12 protein-coding genes and 1 pseudogene are annotated in these 16,164 nt (G+C 72.9%); 5 read left to right on the top strand and 8 right to left on the bottom strand.

Annotated elements, in window-relative coordinates:
• Positions 1–3 precede the first annotated feature (3 nt).
• The 4 genes from ACGF4F_RS15620 to ACGF4F_RS15605 all read right to left on the bottom strand — a co-directional run bounded on the left by ACGF4F_RS15620 (position 4) and on the right by ACGF4F_RS15605 (position 4,050).
• Positions 4–960, bottom strand: coding sequence for a hypothetical protein (locus ACGF4F_RS15620; RefSeq protein ID WP_357438290.1), 957 nt, complete (start codon positions 958–960; stop codon positions 4–6).
• A gap of 170 nt (positions 961–1,130) precedes the next feature.
• The gene (locus ACGF4F_RS15615; RefSeq protein ID WP_357438288.1) at positions 1,131–2,084 is read right to left on the bottom strand and encodes a hypothetical protein; all 954 of its coding nucleotides are present in this window, start codon (positions 2,082–2,084) and stop codon (positions 1,131–1,133) included.
• 207 nt (positions 2,085–2,291) lie between these two features.
• The gene (locus ACGF4F_RS15610; RefSeq protein WP_357438286.1) at positions 2,292–3,497 is read right to left on the bottom strand and encodes a hypothetical protein; all 1,206 of its coding nucleotides are present in this window, start codon (positions 3,495–3,497) and stop codon (positions 2,292–2,294) included.
• Positions 3,490–4,050 carry a SigE family RNA polymerase sigma factor gene (locus ACGF4F_RS15605; RefSeq protein ID WP_357438283.1) on the bottom strand — a complete coding sequence of 187 codons (561 nt, stop codon included), beginning with the start codon at positions 4,048–4,050 and terminating at the stop codon, positions 3,490–3,492. The genes ACGF4F_RS15610 and ACGF4F_RS15605 overlap by 8 nt, the downstream gene beginning before the upstream one ends.
• A gap of 137 nt (positions 4,051–4,187) precedes the next feature.
• Here ACGF4F_RS15605 and ACGF4F_RS15600 point away from each other — a divergent pair, with 137 nt between their 5' ends.
• Positions 4,188–4,763 (top strand): NADH-quinone oxidoreductase subunit B family protein, encoded by a 576-nt coding sequence (locus ACGF4F_RS15600; protein ID WP_357438280.1) that lies wholly within the window; start codon positions 4,188–4,190, stop codon positions 4,761–4,763.
• 29 nt (positions 4,764–4,792) lie between these two features.
• Complete coding sequence (locus ACGF4F_RS15595; protein WP_357438277.1) at positions 4,793–6,109, top strand: DUF2252 domain-containing protein; 1,317 nt, start codon at positions 4,793–4,795, stop codon at positions 6,107–6,109.
• 21 nt (positions 6,110–6,130) lie between these two features.
• Here the strand turns inward: ACGF4F_RS15595 and ACGF4F_RS15590 are convergent, their stop codons facing one another.
• The gene (locus ACGF4F_RS15590) at positions 6,131–7,177 is read right to left on the bottom strand and encodes a glucose 1-dehydrogenase (RefSeq protein ID WP_393077841.1); all 1,047 of its coding nucleotides are present in this window, start codon (positions 7,175–7,177) and stop codon (positions 6,131–6,133) included.
• A 213-nt stretch (positions 7,178–7,390) separates the two neighbouring features.
• Between ACGF4F_RS15590 and ACGF4F_RS15585 the strand changes: the two are divergent.
• Positions 7,391–8,032 (top strand): annotated as a pseudogene (locus ACGF4F_RS15585) (NADH-quinone oxidoreductase subunit C); the annotation flags it as partial.
• Between the two features lie 260 nt (positions 8,033–8,292).
• Positions 8,293–9,255, top strand: coding sequence for an NADH-quinone oxidoreductase subunit NuoH (nuoH, locus tag ACGF4F_RS15580; protein ID WP_357438271.1), 963 nt, complete (start codon positions 8,293–8,295; stop codon positions 9,253–9,255).
• 35 nt (positions 9,256–9,290) lie between these two features.
• Here the strand turns inward: nuoH and ACGF4F_RS15575 are convergent, their stop codons facing one another.
• Positions 9,291–10,337: a glutathione S-transferase family protein gene (locus ACGF4F_RS15575; RefSeq protein WP_393077839.1), complete on the bottom strand. Its 1,047-nt coding sequence runs from the start codon at positions 10,335–10,337 to the stop codon at positions 9,291–9,293.
• A 161-nt stretch (positions 10,338–10,498) separates the two neighbouring features.
• Here ACGF4F_RS15575 and ACGF4F_RS15570 point away from each other — a divergent pair, with 161 nt between their 5' ends.
• Entirely contained in the window at positions 10,499–10,906 is a 408-nt protein-coding gene (locus ACGF4F_RS15570; protein WP_357438264.1) for an ester cyclase, read from the top strand.
• 69 nt (positions 10,907–10,975) lie between these two features.
• Here ACGF4F_RS15570 and ACGF4F_RS15565 read toward each other — a convergent pair whose 3' ends face one another.
• Both ACGF4F_RS15565 and ACGF4F_RS15560 read right to left on the bottom strand, forming a co-directional pair.
• The gene (locus ACGF4F_RS15565) at positions 10,976–13,504 is read right to left on the bottom strand and encodes a carboxypeptidase-like regulatory domain-containing protein (protein ID WP_357438260.1); all 2,529 of its coding nucleotides are present in this window, start codon (positions 13,502–13,504) and stop codon (positions 10,976–10,978) included.
• A gap of 104 nt (positions 13,505–13,608) precedes the next feature.
• Positions 13,609–16,131, bottom strand: coding sequence for a carboxypeptidase regulatory-like domain-containing protein (locus ACGF4F_RS15560; protein WP_393077835.1), 2,523 nt, complete (start codon positions 16,129–16,131; stop codon positions 13,609–13,611).
• Positions 16,132–16,164: the final 33 nt, after the last annotated feature.

The raw sequence follows: 16,164 nt of genomic DNA, 5'->3' as shown, positions 1-16,164 counted from the left end.
CGATCAGGTCTGGTCGATGGCCGTCAGCGCGAACGACGGCGTGTTGTCGGCCGGGGAGACGTCGGCGAGTTCGTCGATGAACAACTGGGCCCGGAGGTTGAACGAGCCGGTGCCGAGGGCACCGGGCAGGGTGTCCGCCGGAGCGCTGAAGTACACGGTCAGGGTCCGCGACTCGCCCGCCATGAACCTGTGGCCGGGGACCTCGAACCAGGTGCCGGGGAAGCCGTTCGGCTCGAGCCACGGGTCCGTTCCGGTGACCAGGGCCCCGGCGGGAAGGTTCGCCTCGACCTGCAGGAAATCGTGGCCCGCGTCGCCGTTCCAGGTGACGGTGACCCGCATCTCGCCGTGGTATTCCGCACCGGGGAAGGTTCGATACAGCGTCACGTCATGGGCGGTGATGCTGGCGTTGCTGAGCGTGTCCTGGACGTAGGGCACCGGGTTGCGAAGCTTGCCCTTGGTGGACCGGAAGAGCGTGGCGTAGGTGGTGGTGTCGGCGGCGATGCCGCCCGTCTCCGGCAGCACCATGATCTGGCCGCCGTCGACGATCATCGGGTAGTCCCGCGTCCGGGTGAGCACGTGGAATCCGATGCGGACCAGCTGGCTCGCGCCGGGCTCGATGACCGCGCCGCCCCCGCAGTGGATCTGGCGCAGGCCGTTCACCTTCTCGAGGTAGACACAGCCGGCGAGCGGGTCGGTGGTCGTCAGCGAGCCGACCGCCGGCTCGGTGAAGGTGAGGCCGAAGGACTGCGCGGTGGGGCTGCCGTTGGTCACGGTCACCTGCAGCGTGCCGACGTAGCCCCGGTCGGTCGGCTCCAGCACCAGCTGCTGCGCGGTGACGGACAGCGTGTCACTGGACTGGTTCGGCGCTGCGGCGGCCGGCGCCCCGGCCGCGAGCAGCGCAAGCGCGGAGCCGAGCAGGCCGGCCGCGATCCGGCGGCCGATGGGCATGGTGACTGCCATGAAGTTCCTCCCCGTGGTCGGTGTCACGCCGCTGTGGGCGGACATCGACCAGCACGATAACGAGCGAGATCGACTGCGGGTGTCCCCGGTGGACGAAACGGGCCCGGCGACCCGCATCCATGACGAGGGCCCGGAACCCGTGCGGTGCGGTCCCGGGCCCTCGTGGATGGTCAACTCGCGTCGGCCGCCGTCAGAGTGAACGAGGCGAGGTTGTCCGCCGGGTCGGCGTCCGGCACCAGATCCATGCCCCACCGCGTGTCGAGCTGGAAGGTGACCTCGCCGAGGTCACCCGGGACGGTGCCCGGGTCGGCGCGGAGCAGCACGTCGAAGCTGCGCTCCTCGCCGGCCATGAAGCGCCCGCCCGGCACGATGAAGCTGGTGAGGGAGCCCGGCAGGTCCTGCGGGTCGGTGCCCCAGATCTGCACGTCCGCCGGCAGGGTGGGCGCATCGACAAAGAGGAACTCATGCGCGGCGTCACCGGCCCACCGGACGGTCACCGGCAGTCGGCCGTGGTAGCTGCCGTCCGGCTGCCGCACCAGCGTCGCGGCACCCGCCGCGCTGATCGACGCCCGCGCCTGGCTGTCCTGGACGTAGGGCACCGGGTTGCGCAGGGAACCCGAGGTGGAGCGGAAGAGTGCCCCGAAGCTCTCCCGGTCGGCGATCGCCGGGTTGCCGTCGCCGACGTTGACCGAGATCCGGCCCCCGTCCGCGCTCATCGCCACGTTCCGCGGCGTGGTGAGGGCCGCGAAGGCGACCGAGAACGACCGCCGCTCGCCCGGCTTCAGGTTGGGACCGGGCACCGAGCAGCTGATCACCCGCCGGTTGTCCTGCGGACTCCCGTAGCCGCACGGGCTGTCCGGGGACAGGTTGCCGATGGAACCGGCGACCGGCTCGACGATCGTGACGTTGAAGTACGTCTCGGCTGACCCGCGGTTGGTCACCGTGACCGGCAGACTGCCCCGGTAGCCGCGCTCGGTCGGGTCGAGCACCAGCCGGCCCACCGAGACGTCGGCGTCGAGCCGGCCGCCGGCCGGTGCGGCTGTGGCCGGTGCGGCGAACGCCAGCAGCGCCGCGGTCGGGCCGATCAGGACGGCGGCGAGCCGGCGCCTGGTACGTGTGGTCATGTCAAAGTCCTCCCGTGATCCCCGTTGCCGCGACGGGTCGTCCGCCGCGGTGTCGCTGGTAGCACGTTCCGGACCCGGCCTGGGTTGCGATCACATTTGTCAGCAACGCGACGGTCGAGGAGCACCGGTGCCCCGCCGTCGACAAACCCGGAGAACCGCGTACGGCCCGCCGGGTGGTCACCGAGCGGGCCGTACGAGCAGGTCGGGTCAGCGGTAGCGGTAGCGGTCCTCGTTGTTCTCCCAGGACGAGTCCATCAGCGGGTCAGCGTCGGTGCCGATCGGGGCCACCTCGGCGACGCCGGTGCCGGACATGACGCTCGAATCCCGGAGACCGAACCGGAAGGTGCGCAACGCGCCCGGGCCGAGGGGCCCGAATCGGCAGCTGAGGGCATCGTCGGGTGGTGGCGGGCGGTCCTGGCAGGTGGACCAGTCGCCGCCGTCGGCCGTCGCGCCCGGCTGCATCCGCAGATGCACCTCGACCAGGCCGGCCGGGACCCGGCTGAGGTTCCGGACGGTGACCTTGATCGTGCCGGTGCGGGTGCCGTCGGCTTCCTTCGGCCCCCAGGCCAGGTCGCTCGCGGTTACCGACAGGTCCGCCAGATGCGGGTTCGGGCCGAACGAGGTGGGCCCCTCGACCTGGGTGAACCGTTTGCCCGTCCACCGGTATCCGCGCCACTGGCGCTGTGACCAGTCCAGCGACCAGCCGCCTCCGGGGCTGATGTCCGCCATCTCCACCCGGACCGTCCCGCGGCTGGTGACCTGCGTCGTCAGCAGCCACTCCGGCGTCGGTCGGTCGGAACGGGTGACCTGGCCGAGGGTCACGATCCCCCCGGCGGTGTCCCGGTCGAACGCCACCACCTGCGACGGGCCCCGCTGGAAGACGGAGCACCGGAGCAGCGCGACGGTCTCGACCGCACCGTCGCCGTCCACGTCGCCGTAGGCGAGGTCCTCCAGCAGGACGTCGCCCTCGGTCCGGTACCTGGCCGCGATCCGGGTCGGCCCCGCCTTGCACACCGGACCGGGCAGCCAGGCGGGCAGGTCGACCCGGGCGGCGAGGAGCTGTGCTCTGCTGATCCGGCCGTCCGGTGCCGCCGCGGTGGGGCCGGCCGTGCTCGGCGTCGCCGCCGCGCTCGGCGACGGGGCCGGTGACGGGGTGGTCGCCGACGGGGTCGATGACCGGGTCTCGGCCGGTACGGGCGGCGGACCGGAGCGCCGGTCCAGGCCCGCGTTCGCCGCGACCGGGATCGCCACGGCGAGCACCACGGCCGCCGCGGTGGCCACGGCGGTCCGGCGCCGCCGGCGGCGTACGGTCCGGCGCACGATGTCCGGGCCGGCCGGCTGCACCGCTTGGGCGTACGCCGCGCGGAACGCGGCGAACTCGCTGCTGACCAGGATGTCCTCGAACTCACTCATCGTCGTCCACCTCGTTCGTGCCGGCCAGTTGCGCGGCCAGCGCCGCCCGGCCCCGGTGCAGCCAGGACTTGACCGTGCCCTCCGGCACCCCCTCCTGCTGGGCGATCTGGGTGACGGAGAGGTCGGCCAGGTAGTGCAGCACCACCGCGCGCCGCTGGGCGGGCGGCAGCTGGGCCAGGGCGGCGGTCAGGGCCACCCGGTCCGGGTCCGGCCCGGGCACGTGCTCCTCCCGCTGCCGGCGCAGCCAGGCCTGGGCAGTCCGCAGCCGTCGCCAGCGGCTGGTGGCGAGGTTCCAGGCGACCCGGCGTACCCAGGCCACCGGGTCGTCGTAGCGGGACACCCGGGACCAGCGGGCGAACGCCCGGCAGAACGCCTCCTGGACCAGGTCCTGGGCCTGCGACAGGTCCCCGCAGTACGCGGCGAGCTGGAGCGTCAGGGACCGGAAGTGCGCATGGTAGAGCCCGTCGAAGTCGATCGCCTCGGCCCGCTCCGGGCGCTCCGCGGTCCGCTCAGGTGGCGGCTCACCGAGCCGCGGTTCCCTGGTCACCGTCATCTGGTCCTCCCCGTGCGCGTCGCCGCCGACGCGATCGACATCCGTCACACGCATCGACGCCGGCGACGGTTGCGCGGGTTGCCACCTCCGGCGCTGTGGTTGACTGTCACATCGGGGACAGGTGAGGGAGGCCCGAGGTGCAGGTTCCGGCGGTGCTCGGCGAGCCGATCCGGTTCGTGCTGAACTGGGGCCGGCGCTACTCGCTCTGGGTGTTCAACTTCGGGCTGGCCTGCTGTGCCATCGAGTTCATCGCCACCAGCATGGGCCGCCACGACTTCATCCGGCTCGGGGTGATCCCGTTCGCCCACGGCCCCCGGCAGGCCGACCTCATGGTGGTCTCCGGCACGGTCACCGACAAGATGGCCCCGGCGATCAAGCGGCTCTACGACCAGATGCCCGAGCCGAAGTACGTGATCTCGTTCGGCGCCTGCTCCAACTGCGGCGGCCCGTACTGGGACTCCTACTCGGTGACCAAGGGAGTCGACCAGCTCATTCCGGTCGACGTCTACGTGCCCGGCTGCCCGCCGCGCCCGGAGGCGCTGCTGCACGGCATCCTCCGGCTGCAGGAGAAGATCGCCGCCGAGGAGTCCGGCGTCGGCGGGGTGGCCCGCCCCGACCGGCTCGCCCCACCGGTCGACCCGCGGCCCGCGGAGAGCACGCCGCGCCCGGTGGAATCCCTCACCGCGCCGCCGGTCCGCCCGCCAACCGGCTGAGGTGGCGGGGCCGGTCTAGCCTGCGGGCCATGACCCAGTCCGCGGACCAGCGCTCCGCCGTTATCGTCGACGTGCTGACCGAGGAGTTCGGCGCGTCGATAGCGCTCGACCCGGCGGCGTTCCGCCGCAAGTTCCGCAAGATGGCCGCCTCCCCGTTCGCCTTCTACCGGGGCAGTGCGTCACTCTTCTACGCCGACCAGCGCGGCGACTTCGCCAGCGACCGATACCTCGACGACCGGACCAGCCGGGTGTGGATCCACGGCGACCTGCACGCCGAGAACTTCGGCACCTACATGAACGCCTCCGGGCAGCTGGTGTTCAACGTCAACGACTTCGACGAGGCGTACGTCGGGCCGTTCTCCTGGGACCTGAAGCGCTTCGCGGCCAGTGTGGCCCTGCTCGGCTATGCGAAGGCGCTCTCCGATCGGGTGATCGGCGACCTGGTCACCGGCTTTGCCCGGTCGTACCTGACCGAGCTGCGGGCCATCGCGGCCGGCGGGGACGACGCGATCGGCTCGATCACCCTGGAGAACGCCGACGGCGTGCTGCGCCGGGTGCTCCAGCAGGCCCGCCTGAACACCCGGGTGGACCTGCTCGCCGAGCAGACCACCATCGACAACTACGACCGCCGGTTCTCCCTCGGCGACGGCGTCTTCCAGGTCGACGCCGCGACCCGGGAGAAGGTCTGCGCCGCGTTCCACGACTACCTGGCCACCCTGCCGGCGGCGACCGCCCGGCCCCGCCCGGTCGCCGCCAACATCAAGGACGTGGTGCTGCGCAAGGGCGTCGGCATCGGCTCGGCCGGGCTGCCCTCCTACAACCTGCTGCTCGAGGGGCACACCCAGGCGCTGGAGAACGACGTCGTCATCTATCTGAAGCAGGCCCAGGTGCCGGCGGTGGCGCGGCACATCGACGACGAGCGGGTCCGGTCCTACTTCCGGCACCAGGGGCACCGGACCGCCGAGTCGCAGCGGGCGCTCCAGGCGTACGCCGACCCCTGGGTGGGGTTCACCGAGCTGGACGGGGTCGGCCAGCTCGTCGCCGAGGTCTCCCCGTACGCGGCCGACCTGGACTGGGCCGACGTCAACGAGCCTGAGGAACTCGCCGGGGTGCTCACCGACCTCGGCCGGGCGGTGGCCCGGATGCACTCGGTCGCCGACGACGAGTCCAGCCACGATCTGGTCGACTACTCCACCGAGGAGGCGATCGTCGCCGCGGTCGACGCCGACGCGCCGGGCTTCGTCCAATACCTGGTCGACTTCGCGCACGCGTACGGGGTCCGAGCCCGCGAGGACCACCAGCTCTTCGTGGACCTGTTCCGCAACGGCCGGCTGCCCGGCAGCTGACCCTGCGGGCCGGTCGCCGGCTCAGGCCGTGAAGTCCAGCACCACCTTGATGTCGTCCGGTCCGGAGGTGTACGCGTCGGCGTACGCCTCCACCGGCACCCGGCGACTGATCAGCGAGTTCAGCCAGCCCTGGTCGGCCCGGGAGAGGGCCTCGGCGGCCAGTTCCCAGTGCCGCCGGTTGGCGTTCACCGAGCCGAAGACCACGTTGTTCTCCAGCACCAGGTCGCGGTTGAGGGCTCCCGCGTCGAGGTCGATGGTCCGGCCGCCGCTGGACACCCCGGTCAGGCAGACGATGCCGGTCGGCCCGGCCTGGAACATCGCGTCCAGCACCACCACCGGCGCGCCGGTGCACTCCACCACCACGTCCGGCTCGAAGTCCAGCTCGGTCACCTTGGAGGTGTGGTAGGTCGCGCCGAGCGAGCGGACCAGGTCCGGCTTCGGCCCGGTGGTGGCCCGGTCCAGCACGTGCACCGACAGCTCGCGCTGGGTGGCGAGCAGCGCGGCCAGCAGACCGATCGGCCCGGCCCCGGTCACCAGCACGGTCTGCGGCTTCCACTCGGCGCGGCGGCCGATCCGTTCGATGTGGTCCCAGGCCTTCGCCACCACGCTGGTCGGTTCCAGCAGCATCCCCACTGAGGCGAGGCAGGGGTCCAGGCCGACGGCGAACTTCGGCTGCACCCGCCACCGGTCCCGGGCGTACCCGGAGAGTCCCTTGATGCCGTGCTCGGTGTACTGCCCGTTGCGGCACATGTCCCACTCGTCCACCGCACAGTTCGGGCAGGGCACCGGGTCGGGGCGCCGGACGATGCCGGCCACCAGGTCGCCGGGCTGGAGGGTGCCGGTCGGGTCCTCCACCACCCGGCCCAGCGCCTCGTGACCGAGCACCAGCCGCTCCTGTCCGGGCGGCGCCTCCCCGTACGCGCCGGAGATGATCTCGTGGTCGGTGCCGCAGATGCCCACGGCCAGCGCCTCGACCAGGATCGCGCCCTCCTCGGGGGCGGGCTCGGGCCAGTCCTCGGTCAGCTGCAGCGAGTTCGGGACGCCGGGAGTCACAGTCACAGCACGCACCGCTCAATTCTTTCCTGCGGGCGTGGTCTCGGTGTCGAAACCGCCAAGCCGGCCCGGTGCGGCCGGACGAGCCGCCGGGTGCTCGGGCGCGTGGTTGGTGGCGGGCGGGGACCCGGCCACGCCGGGATCGGGCGGCGGGGAGCGGCAGTGCAGCGGGTCAGCTGCCCAGCCTGAGGCGGTCCGTCCACGCCGGTGGCCCGTAGGATCGCGGGCATGACGCCGGAAGAGGTCGGTGACCGGGCGCGCAGCGTGCTCCTGCGGGCGGCCGGATTGGCCGAGGACGCGGTGACCGTCGGGCGCTCGGGTGGCGAGGCGCACGCCCGTGCGACGGTCGACGTACCGCCGGACGCCTGGCAGGACGCGGTGCGGGCCGTCCGCGACGACGCCGAGTTGGCCTGTGACTACTTCGACTGGCTCTCGGCTGTGGACGAGCTGGCCGACGGCTTCGACGTGGTCGCCCACCTGTGGTCGACGAGCCGCCGGCACGGCGTGCTGCTGCGGACGCGGGTGCCGCGACAGGAGCCGCGGCTCGCCTCGGTCGTGGGCATCTTCCCCGGCGCCTCCTGGCACGAGCGGGAGACGCACGAGATGTTCGGCATCCGGTTCGACGGGCATCCGGACCTCAAGCCGCTGCTGCTGCCGCCGGAGTTCGAGGGGCATCCGCTGCGCAAGGAGTTCGTGCTCGCCTCCCGGGTCGCCAAGCCCTGGCCGGGCGCCAAGGAACCGGGGGAGTCGGAGGCGGGCGGCGGTCGCCGGCCGATTCGCCCGCCGGGCGTACCGGCGCCGGGCGAGTGGGGGACGACGCCCACGCCCGCCGGCGCGGCCGGGATGGGCGAGGGCCCGCGCGGGGGTACGCCCGCCCGCCCGGCCCGGGAACGCCCGCCGCGCCCCGCCCCGGGCGAGCGCCCGGCCCGGCCCACCACCGCGGAGCGACCGGCGGGTCCGGCCCGGCCGACACCAGGCGAGCGGCCGACCGGCCCGGCCCGGCAGGAGCCGGCAGACCTGCCAGCGGCCGAGTCCGGGCCGCCCGGCCGGCCGACGCCCGGGGAGCGGCCGACGGGCCCGCCCCGGCAGGAGCCGGCCGCCGAGCCCACGCCCGAGGAGGGGGACGCCTGATGCCCGCCTGGCTGGAGCTGGTCATCCGGGTGGCCGGCGTGCTGGTCGCGTTCCTCACCCTGCCGCTGATCGTCGGGCAGGCCGAGCACAAGGTCATGGCGCACATGCAGGGCCGGCTCGGCCCGATGTACGCGGGCGGCTTCCACGGCTGGGCGCAGCTCGTCGCCGACGGCATCAAGTTCGTGCAGAAGGAGGACGTCACCCCGCGCGACGCGGACCGGCCGGTGTTCCGGCTGGCCCCGGCGGTGGCCCTGGTGCCGTACCTGCTCGCCCTGCTGGTGATCCCGCTCGGCCCGGGTGACCTGGTCGGGCAGCCGCTGGACATCGGCCTGTTCTTCGTGCTGGCCGTGGTCGGCATCGGCGTGCTCGCGGTGCTGATGTCGGCCTGGGCCTCGGCCAACAAGTACAGCCTGCTCGGCGGGCTGCGCGGCGCCGCCCAACTGCTCGGCTACGAGCTGCCGCTGGTGCTGGCCGCCGCGTCGGTGGCGATGGCGGCGGGGACGCTCAGCCTGCCCGGGATCGTCGAGGCGTGGCGGCCGTGGTGGCTGCTCTGGCAGGCGCCGGCGATGGTGATCTTCTTCGTCGCCGGGCTGGCGGAGATCCGACGGCCGCCGTTCGACATGCCGGTGGCCGACTCCGAGCTGGTCTTCGGCTACATGACCGAATACACCGGCCTGCGCTTCGCGTTCTTCCTGCTCGCCGAGTACGTCGGCATCGTGGTGATCGCCGCGCTGACCACCGTGCTCTTCCTCGGCGGCTGGCAGGGCCCGTTCGCGGACGCCCAGTTGGGCTGGCTGTGGACCCTGCTCAAGGTCTTCGCCGTGGCGTTCGTGATCATCTGGCTCCGGGTGTCGTACCCGCGGCTGCGCGAGGACCAGCTCCAGCGGCTCTGCTGGCTGGTGCTCGTCCCGCTGGCCCTCGCCCAGCTCGTCCTGACCGCGGCCGTCCGGCTGGTCATGTGAGGAAGGGCCCCCGCGTGACGGAGGGCCTTTCGACGTCAGTCGATCCGCAGCGGGGTGTGGGCGGGGTCGACCGGCTCGGCCGGCGGCGGGGGCGGGGTGCCGTCGCCGAAGGGGCGACCGCCCAGGGCCTCCCGCCCGTGCGGGGTGAGCCAGCCCGACAGGTCCGGGCCGAGCGGCACGATACCGGTCGGGTTGATGTCCCGGTGCACCTCGTAGTAGTGCCGCTTGATGTGGTCGAAGTCGACGGTGTCGCCGAAGCCGGGGGTCTGGAACAGGTCCCGGGTGTACGCCCAGAGCACCGGCATCTCGGTCAGCTTCTGCCGGTTGCACTTGAAGTGGCCGTGGTAGACCGGGTCGAAGCGGACCAGGGTGGTGAACAGCCGCACGTCCGCCTCGGTGATGGTGTCGCCGACGAGGTAGCGCTGCCCGCTCAGCCGCTCGCTCAGCCAGTCGAGCCGGTCGAAGAGCCGGCGGTACGCGCTCTCGTACGCCTCCTGGCTGCCGGCGAAGCCGCACCGGTAGACGCCGTTGTTCACGTCCTTGAACACCACCGCGTTGACCTCGTCGATCTCGTCCCGTAGCCGCTCCGGGTACAGCTCCGGCGCGCCCTCGCGGTGGTAGGCGGTCCACTCGGTGGACAGGTCCAGGCTCATCTGTGCGTAGTCGTTGGTGACCACCTGCCCGGTCGGCACGTCCACGATCGCCGGCACGGTGATGCCCCGCTCGTACCCGGGGAAGCGCTTGAAGTACGCCTCGGCCAGCCGCGGAATGCCGAGCACCGGGTCCACCCCGCCCGGGTCCAGGTCGAAGGTCCAGCTCCGGGCGTCGTGGGTCGGCCCGGCCACCGCCATCGAGATCGCGTCCTCCAGCCCGAGCAGCCGGCGGACGATGATCAGGCGGTTCGCCCACGGGCAGGCGCGGCTCACCGCGAGCCGGTAACGGCCGGACTCCACCGGCCAGCCGTCCCGCCCGTCCGCCGTGATCCGGGTGGCGATGTAACGCTGGTCCCGGGTGAACTCGCCGCCCGGCTCGACGTACTTCCCGCCGGTCCGGTTCAGGATCTCCTCGTTGCTCTCCGTCACCGTGCCACCTCGGCTCGCGACTGCGGGGCTCGCAACCCCGGCTCACTCCTCGCGCTCACGCCGCTACCTCCGTTTTCTGTCGCTGTCGGCCCTGTCCCATCATGGTCGTTCCGGGCCGGTCCGGCAGGCTCGGCGCGGGGAGTGGGGGCTACGCTGCCGCGGTGACCGATGTGGAGGCCGTGGCCCGGCGCTTCATCGCCGACGTGTGGAACGCGACCCGCGAGGAGACCGCGTACGAGCTGGTCGCTGAGGACTGCCCGGGGCTGGGCGGGACCGGGCCGGCGGCCGCCCTGGCCTGGCACCGGGACCGCCGGGCGTCGTTCCCCGACCTGCGCTACAAGATCGTCGAGGTGGTGGCCTCCGGTGCGCGGGTGGCCGTGCACTGGCGCGCCGCCGGCACCCAGGCCGGGCAGTTCGGCCCGGTGCCGCCGACCGGCCGGGTGGTCAGCTACTCGGGGGCGACCTTCCTGCGCTTCGACGACAGCGGCCGGATCGTGGACGTGTGGAGCGTCAACGAGCTGTTCCAGGTCCTCCAGCAGCTCGGCGTCGAGGTGCTCCCGCCGGTGTGAGCGCGCCTCGGCCCCGAAACGGTCGGGCGGGCCGGACCGGTGGTGCCGGTCCGGCCCGCCCGGGCCCGGTCAGCGGGTGCCCGCCACCACGGCCGGACCGGTACGGATGTCGGTCCGGACCGGCTTGCAGGTCTCCCCGGTCACCAGGCTGACGGTTTCGACCACCTGTCCCGCGGTGAGGTTGACCGGCGTCGGTCCCAGCGTGCGGTGCAACCGGGCGCCGATGGGCGGCCCGACGTACCAGCACTCCGTACCGTTGATGAGCCGGTAGAGCAGCAGCACCGGTCCGGCCGGGAGCCCGATCCGGGACGGGTCCGTCGTGCTTAGGAAGGCCACCCGGTCCCCGGTCATCGGGTGGTACGCCTCCACCGTGCCCTGCCCTCCAGAGGGGCCCAGGTACAGGGTCCGGATCCGGGCACCCTTCACCAGCACGATGCCCGGCGCGGTCGTCGTGGCACCGGCCGTCACCTGGACGAGGGTCGCCGCGAACCGGTCCGTGGTGTTCCCCGACCAGGCCGGAGCGAGGGCCGGGCCGGAGACCGAGCTCGCGCCGGCGACGTGGACCGGCCACCGGTATGGCCCCAGGCCCTTGATTACGTACCGGCCGGGTGTCTGGTCGGAGTCGTCGTAGCTGCAGCGCTGCAGCGGATTGTCGTAGGTCAGGTCCGGGTGGTTGCCGAAGACCTGCACGCAGGTGTTCACCCCGTCGCCGGACTCGTCCCGCATGCTGCCGGTGATCGAGCCGGCCCGGTCGAGCTTGATCGGCGGCGCGGTCAGGATCCGCCCGGCCCGCAGTGCGTACGCCTTCGCCAGACGCCGGTCGCCGGTGCCGCCGGTCTCGGTGTACCACTGCGCCCCGTACGGTGACGGCGGCAGGACCAGCAGCTGCACCGGTCCGTCCGGGAGCGGCCCGATCCGCACCTGGCCGCTCGCGTCGGAGCAGTAGCCGGTGGACTGGCTGACCTCCTGCCGCAGCGCGGAGGTGACCAGCTTGGCCGACTGGACCGGCCGGACGCAGGCCTGCGGCACCGTCGAGCCGCTGGTCGCGTCCACCACCGTGGTCTCCAGCACGGCGGCCGGCTCCAGCGGGATGGTGAGCCGCGTCGTCTCGCCGCTGACCACCCGCACCGATCCGACCCCCTTCTGCCAGTGGGTGGGGCCGGGCTGGGCGGTGACTCCCTCCAGGCTCGTGCCGGTGGCCCACACCTTCGGGAAGGTGATCCGGCCAGAGCTGTCGGCGCACGCCCGCTCCGCAGCCAGTGAGAGCCGGGCGCAGCCGGACACCGGCGCGCCGGTCACCGCGTCCATCAGGGTGACCTCGATCGCCCCCGGCGCGAGGAGCTGCTCGTCGACCGTGGTGACCTCGCCGTCGGCGACGTGCACGATGGCGCCTTCGTCCAGGACCGTCTTCCCCGGGTGGTACTGGATGTTGCGGTCGAGCGGCTTGACTGCCACCCGGTAGTCGCCGGGCGGCACCCGGTCGAACTGGTACCGCCCGTCGACGGCCTCGGTCCAGGCGGACCAGGAGTTGTCGACGGCGACCACCCGGACCGAGTTGGTCAGCGCGGGGGTCGCGCCCGGGTAGTCGGTGAGCTGGCCGCGTACCGTGCCGCCGCCCGTCCGCAGGGCGACGTCGACCACCACCTCCTTGCCGAACTGCGCGGCATACGCTTGGGCGTTGCGGCTGTCCACCGCGTTCGGCGCCCACTGCTCCGGGAAGCCGTCTGCGCGGATCCGCAGCTTGTACGGATCGTTGGTGGCGACCGTGAGCCGGTAGCGGCCGGTGGCGTCGGCGCACGCCTGCCCGGCCTCATTCCCCTTGAGGCCGGAGAAGGCGGTGACGCAGGCCCCGGCGACCGGCGCACCGGTCGCCGCCGCGGTCACCTTCCCGGTCAGCACGCCACCCTGGAACGTGCTGTTCCCCACCAGGTAGCGCTCGTCGACGGTGGTCGTCGAGCCGGCGGTCACCTCGAAGACCGTGGCAGCGGCGGGGTCGGTCTTGCCGGGCACCCACTGCTTCGGAGGGTAACCCCGAGGGGCGATCCCGAGCCGGTAGGTGCCGACCGGCAGATTCCCGAGCCGGTAGCGGCCGTCGCTGTCCGTCGGGGCCTTGGCCGTCCAGCTGCCGTCCGCTGTGCTGGCGGTCACCTCGGTGGCGTACGCCGGGCTGCCGTCGGGCTGGGTGATCCGGCCACTGAAGCCGCCCGCCGCGACGGGCAGCGCGAGGTCCGCCATGAAGACGCCGTTCGTGGCCTGGGAGGCGAAGATGAAGGTGGCGTTGTAGTAGTCGGGCGCGGACCGCCACCACAGCTCCGCGTGGCCCGTCGCCCGCGCCCGCAGCCGGGGGCTCACGCCGCTGGTCAGGCCGGCGAAGGCGTACCGGCCGCTCTCGTCCGCGCAGCGGGTGGCGAGCAGCCGGTCGGGCGTCTGGTACAGGTCGAGGCAGGCACCGGGCAGCGGTGCTCCCGTGGCCCGGTCGGTCACCGTACCGGTGACGGTGTAGGTCGGCACGGCCTGCGCGGCCGGTGCGCCCGCCAGGACGGCAGCGACGACGGCGGTCGCGGCCAGGGCCCGCGTCCACCTCTTGGTGAGTCTCATTGGGCCGTGGTCCTCCTGGGCTCGTCGGCCGGAGCAGAATTGATGATCAAGAGAAGCTTGGTGCCCGGCGGGCCGGTGGTGTCGGTCCGGCCCGCCGGGGCCGGTCAGCGGGTGCCCGCCACCACGGCCGGACCGGTACGGATGTCGGTCCGGACCGGCTTGCAGGTCTCCCCGGGCACCAGGCGGAGGGTTTCGACCACCTGCCCGGCGGTGAGGACGATCGGGGTCGGTCCCAGGCCCCCGTGCGTCCGCGGCCCGATGGGTGGCCCGACGTACCAGCACGGGGTGCCGTTGGTGAGGACCGCGCGTAGCACGATCGGTCCGGCCGGGAGGCCGGTGAGCGTGCTGCCGGCACCGAGGACGGCACCATAGTCGATCCGGTCACCGGTGGTCGGCTGGTACACCTCCACCTGGCCGATCTGCTTGGCGGTGGTGCCGACGTCCATGCTTCGAATCCGGGCGGCGGGTGGCAGCACGATGGCCGGGACGGCCGTGGTGGTGCCGGCGGTCACCTGCACGAGGGTCGCGTCGAAGCGGTTGGTGGCGTTGCCCGACCAGGCCGGGGCGAGGATGTTCGTCTCGCTGAGAGCCTGCCGGTCCACGTTCAACGGCCAGCGGTACGGGCCGAGACGCTCCAGGGTGTAGCTGCCGGAGCTGCCGGCGCAGGTCCGCAGCGGGGGATAGTTGAGATCCGCGCTCCGGCCGAACGGCTGGAGGCAGCTGCTGACGGCCTTGCCGGACCGGTCGGTGATCCGGCCCGTCAGCGCACCGCCCCGGTCGAGTCGGATCGGCGGCGCGGTCATCGTCTGCCCGACCCGCAGCGGGTACGCCTTCGCGGCCCGCTGGTCACCGGTGCCCCCCTGCTCGGTGTACCACTGGGCGCCGTACGGGGCGGGCGGGATGACCAGCAGCTGCACCGGACCGGACGGCAGCGGCCCGATTCGGATCTTGCCGCTGCTGTCGGAGCAGTAGCCGCCGCCGGACGTTGGCTCCTGCTGGGTGGGGCTGACCAGCAGCTTCGAGGTGCTGACCGGGCGGACACAGGTCTTCGGGGGCACGGAGCCGTCCTTGGCGTCCACGACGCTGGTCTCCAGGGCGGCGCCCGGCTCCAGCGACACGGTCAGCCGGGTCGTCTCACCGCTGACCACCGCGACCGGGTTGACGTCCTTGCTCCAGTGGGTCGGCTTGGGATCGACAAGGATCCGGTCGGGGGTGTCGCCGGTGGCCCACACCTTCGGGAAGATGACCGTACCGGCGTCACCACAGGCCACCTCCTGCGCGGTGACCAGCCGGGCGCAGGCCTTGACCGGCGATCCGGTGACCGCGTCCACCAGCCTGAGCTCGACGGCACCGGGGGGCACGAGCTGCTCGTCGACCGTGGTGACCGCGCCGTCGGCGACGTGCACGATCTTGCCCTCGGCCGCGGTCGCCTTGCCCGGGTGGTACTGGAGGGTACGTTCCAGCGGCTTGACCGCGATCCGGTAGTCGCCCGGCGGCACGTGGTCGAACTGGTACCGCCCGTCGACGGCCTCGGTCCAGGCGGACCAGGAGTTGTCGACGGCGAACACCCGGACCGAGTTGGTCAGCGCGGGGGTCGCGCCCGGGTAGTCGGTGAGCTGGCCGCGTACCGTGCCGCCGCCCGCCCGTAGGGCGATGTCGACGATCTTGTCGGTGTTCCACTGCGGGAAGTACGTGGAGCCGTTGCGGCTGTCCACGGCGTTCGGCGCCCAGTGCGCGGGGAAGCCGTCGGCGCGTACCCGCAGCTTGTAGCCGAGGTTGGTGGACAGACTGGCGAGCCGATAGCGGCCGGTGGCGTCGGTGCACGCCGTCGCGGCGTCCTGGCCGCTGTAGACCGAGACCGCGGTCACGCAGGCGGCCGCGACCGGCGCGCCGGTCGCGGCCCTGGTCACCACGCCGGTCAGCGTGCCGCCCTCGTACGCGGTGTTCGCCGTCAGGTACCGCCCGTCCACCGTGGTCGTGGCGCCCGGGGTGACGTCGAAGACAGTGGCGACGGGCGGGTTACCAGTGCCGGGCAGCCACTGGGTCGACGCCCAGCCCCGCGGACCGATGGCGAGCCGGTATGACCCGACCGGGAGATTGTCGAGCCGGTAGCGGCCGTCGCTGTCGGTCGGCGCCTTCGCCGCCCAGTAGGCAGTCCCGACCGCGATGGCGGTGACTTCGGAGGCGTATGCCGGGCTGCCGTCCGGCTGGGTGATCCGACCGGCGAAGCCACCGACCGCCACCGTCAGCGCCAGGTCCGCCTTGATGGTGGTGCTGCCGTCGGTCGGGTAGCGCAGCTGATCCGCGTTGTAGTAATCAGGCTCAGCGGGCCACCACAGCTCCGCGTGCCCCGCCGCCTGCCCTCGCAGGCGCGGCTGGATTGTGCGAGTCAGGCCGGAGAACGTGTAGCGCCCCTGCTCGTCGGCGCAGCGGGTGGCGAGCAACCGGTCGGGCGTCTGGTACAGGTCGAGGCAGGCGCCCTGCAGTGGTGTTCCCGTGGCCCGGTCGGTCACCGTACCGGTGACGGTGTAGGTCGGCACGGCCTGCGCGGCCGGCGCGCCTGCCAGAACGGCGGCGACGACGGCGGTCGCGGCCAGGGCCCGCGTCCACCTCTTGCTCAGTTTCATTCCCCGTGGTCCCCCAATGCTGGTCCGCCGGAG

This window comes from Micromonospora sp. NPDC047740 (assembly GCF_043204735.1).
In the GTDB taxonomy this organism is placed as follows: domain Bacteria; phylum Actinomycetota; class Actinomycetes; order Mycobacteriales; family Micromonosporaceae; genus Micromonospora.
This window is presented reverse-complemented; position numbering and strand designations above follow the sequence as displayed.

What these genes read in the sequence shown, in the direction of transcription:
- ACGF4F_RS15595 (WP_357438277.1), top strand. Translation starts at nt 4,793, where the DNA reads ATGACCCAGTCCGCGGACCAGCGCTCCGCCGTTATCGTCGACGTGCTG.
- nuoH (WP_357438271.1), top strand. Translation starts at nt 8,293, where the DNA reads ATGCCCGCCTGGCTGGAGCTGGTCATCCGGGTGGCCGGCGTGCTGGTC.
- ACGF4F_RS15565 (WP_357438260.1), bottom strand. Translation starts at nt 13,504, where the DNA reads ATGAGACTCACCAAGAGGTGGACGCGGGCCCTGGCCGCGACCGCCGTC.
- ACGF4F_RS15605 (WP_357438283.1), bottom strand. Translation starts at nt 4,050, where the DNA reads ATGACGGTGACCAGGGAACCGCGGCTCGGTGAGCCGCCACCTGAGCGG.
- ACGF4F_RS15610 (WP_357438286.1), bottom strand. Translation starts at nt 3,497, where the DNA reads ATGAGTGAGTTCGAGGACATCCTGGTCAGCAGCGAGTTCGCCGCGTTC.
- ACGF4F_RS15615 (WP_357438288.1), bottom strand. Translation starts at nt 2,084, where the DNA reads ATGACCACACGTACCAGGCGCCGGCTCGCCGCCGTCCTGATCGGCCCG.
- ACGF4F_RS15560 (WP_393077835.1), bottom strand. Translation starts at nt 16,131, where the DNA reads ATGAAACTGAGCAAGAGGTGGACGCGGGCCCTGGCCGCGACCGCCGTC.
- ACGF4F_RS15620 (WP_357438290.1), bottom strand. Translation starts at nt 960, where the DNA reads ATGGCAGTCACCATGCCCATCGGCCGCCGGATCGCGGCCGGCCTGCTC.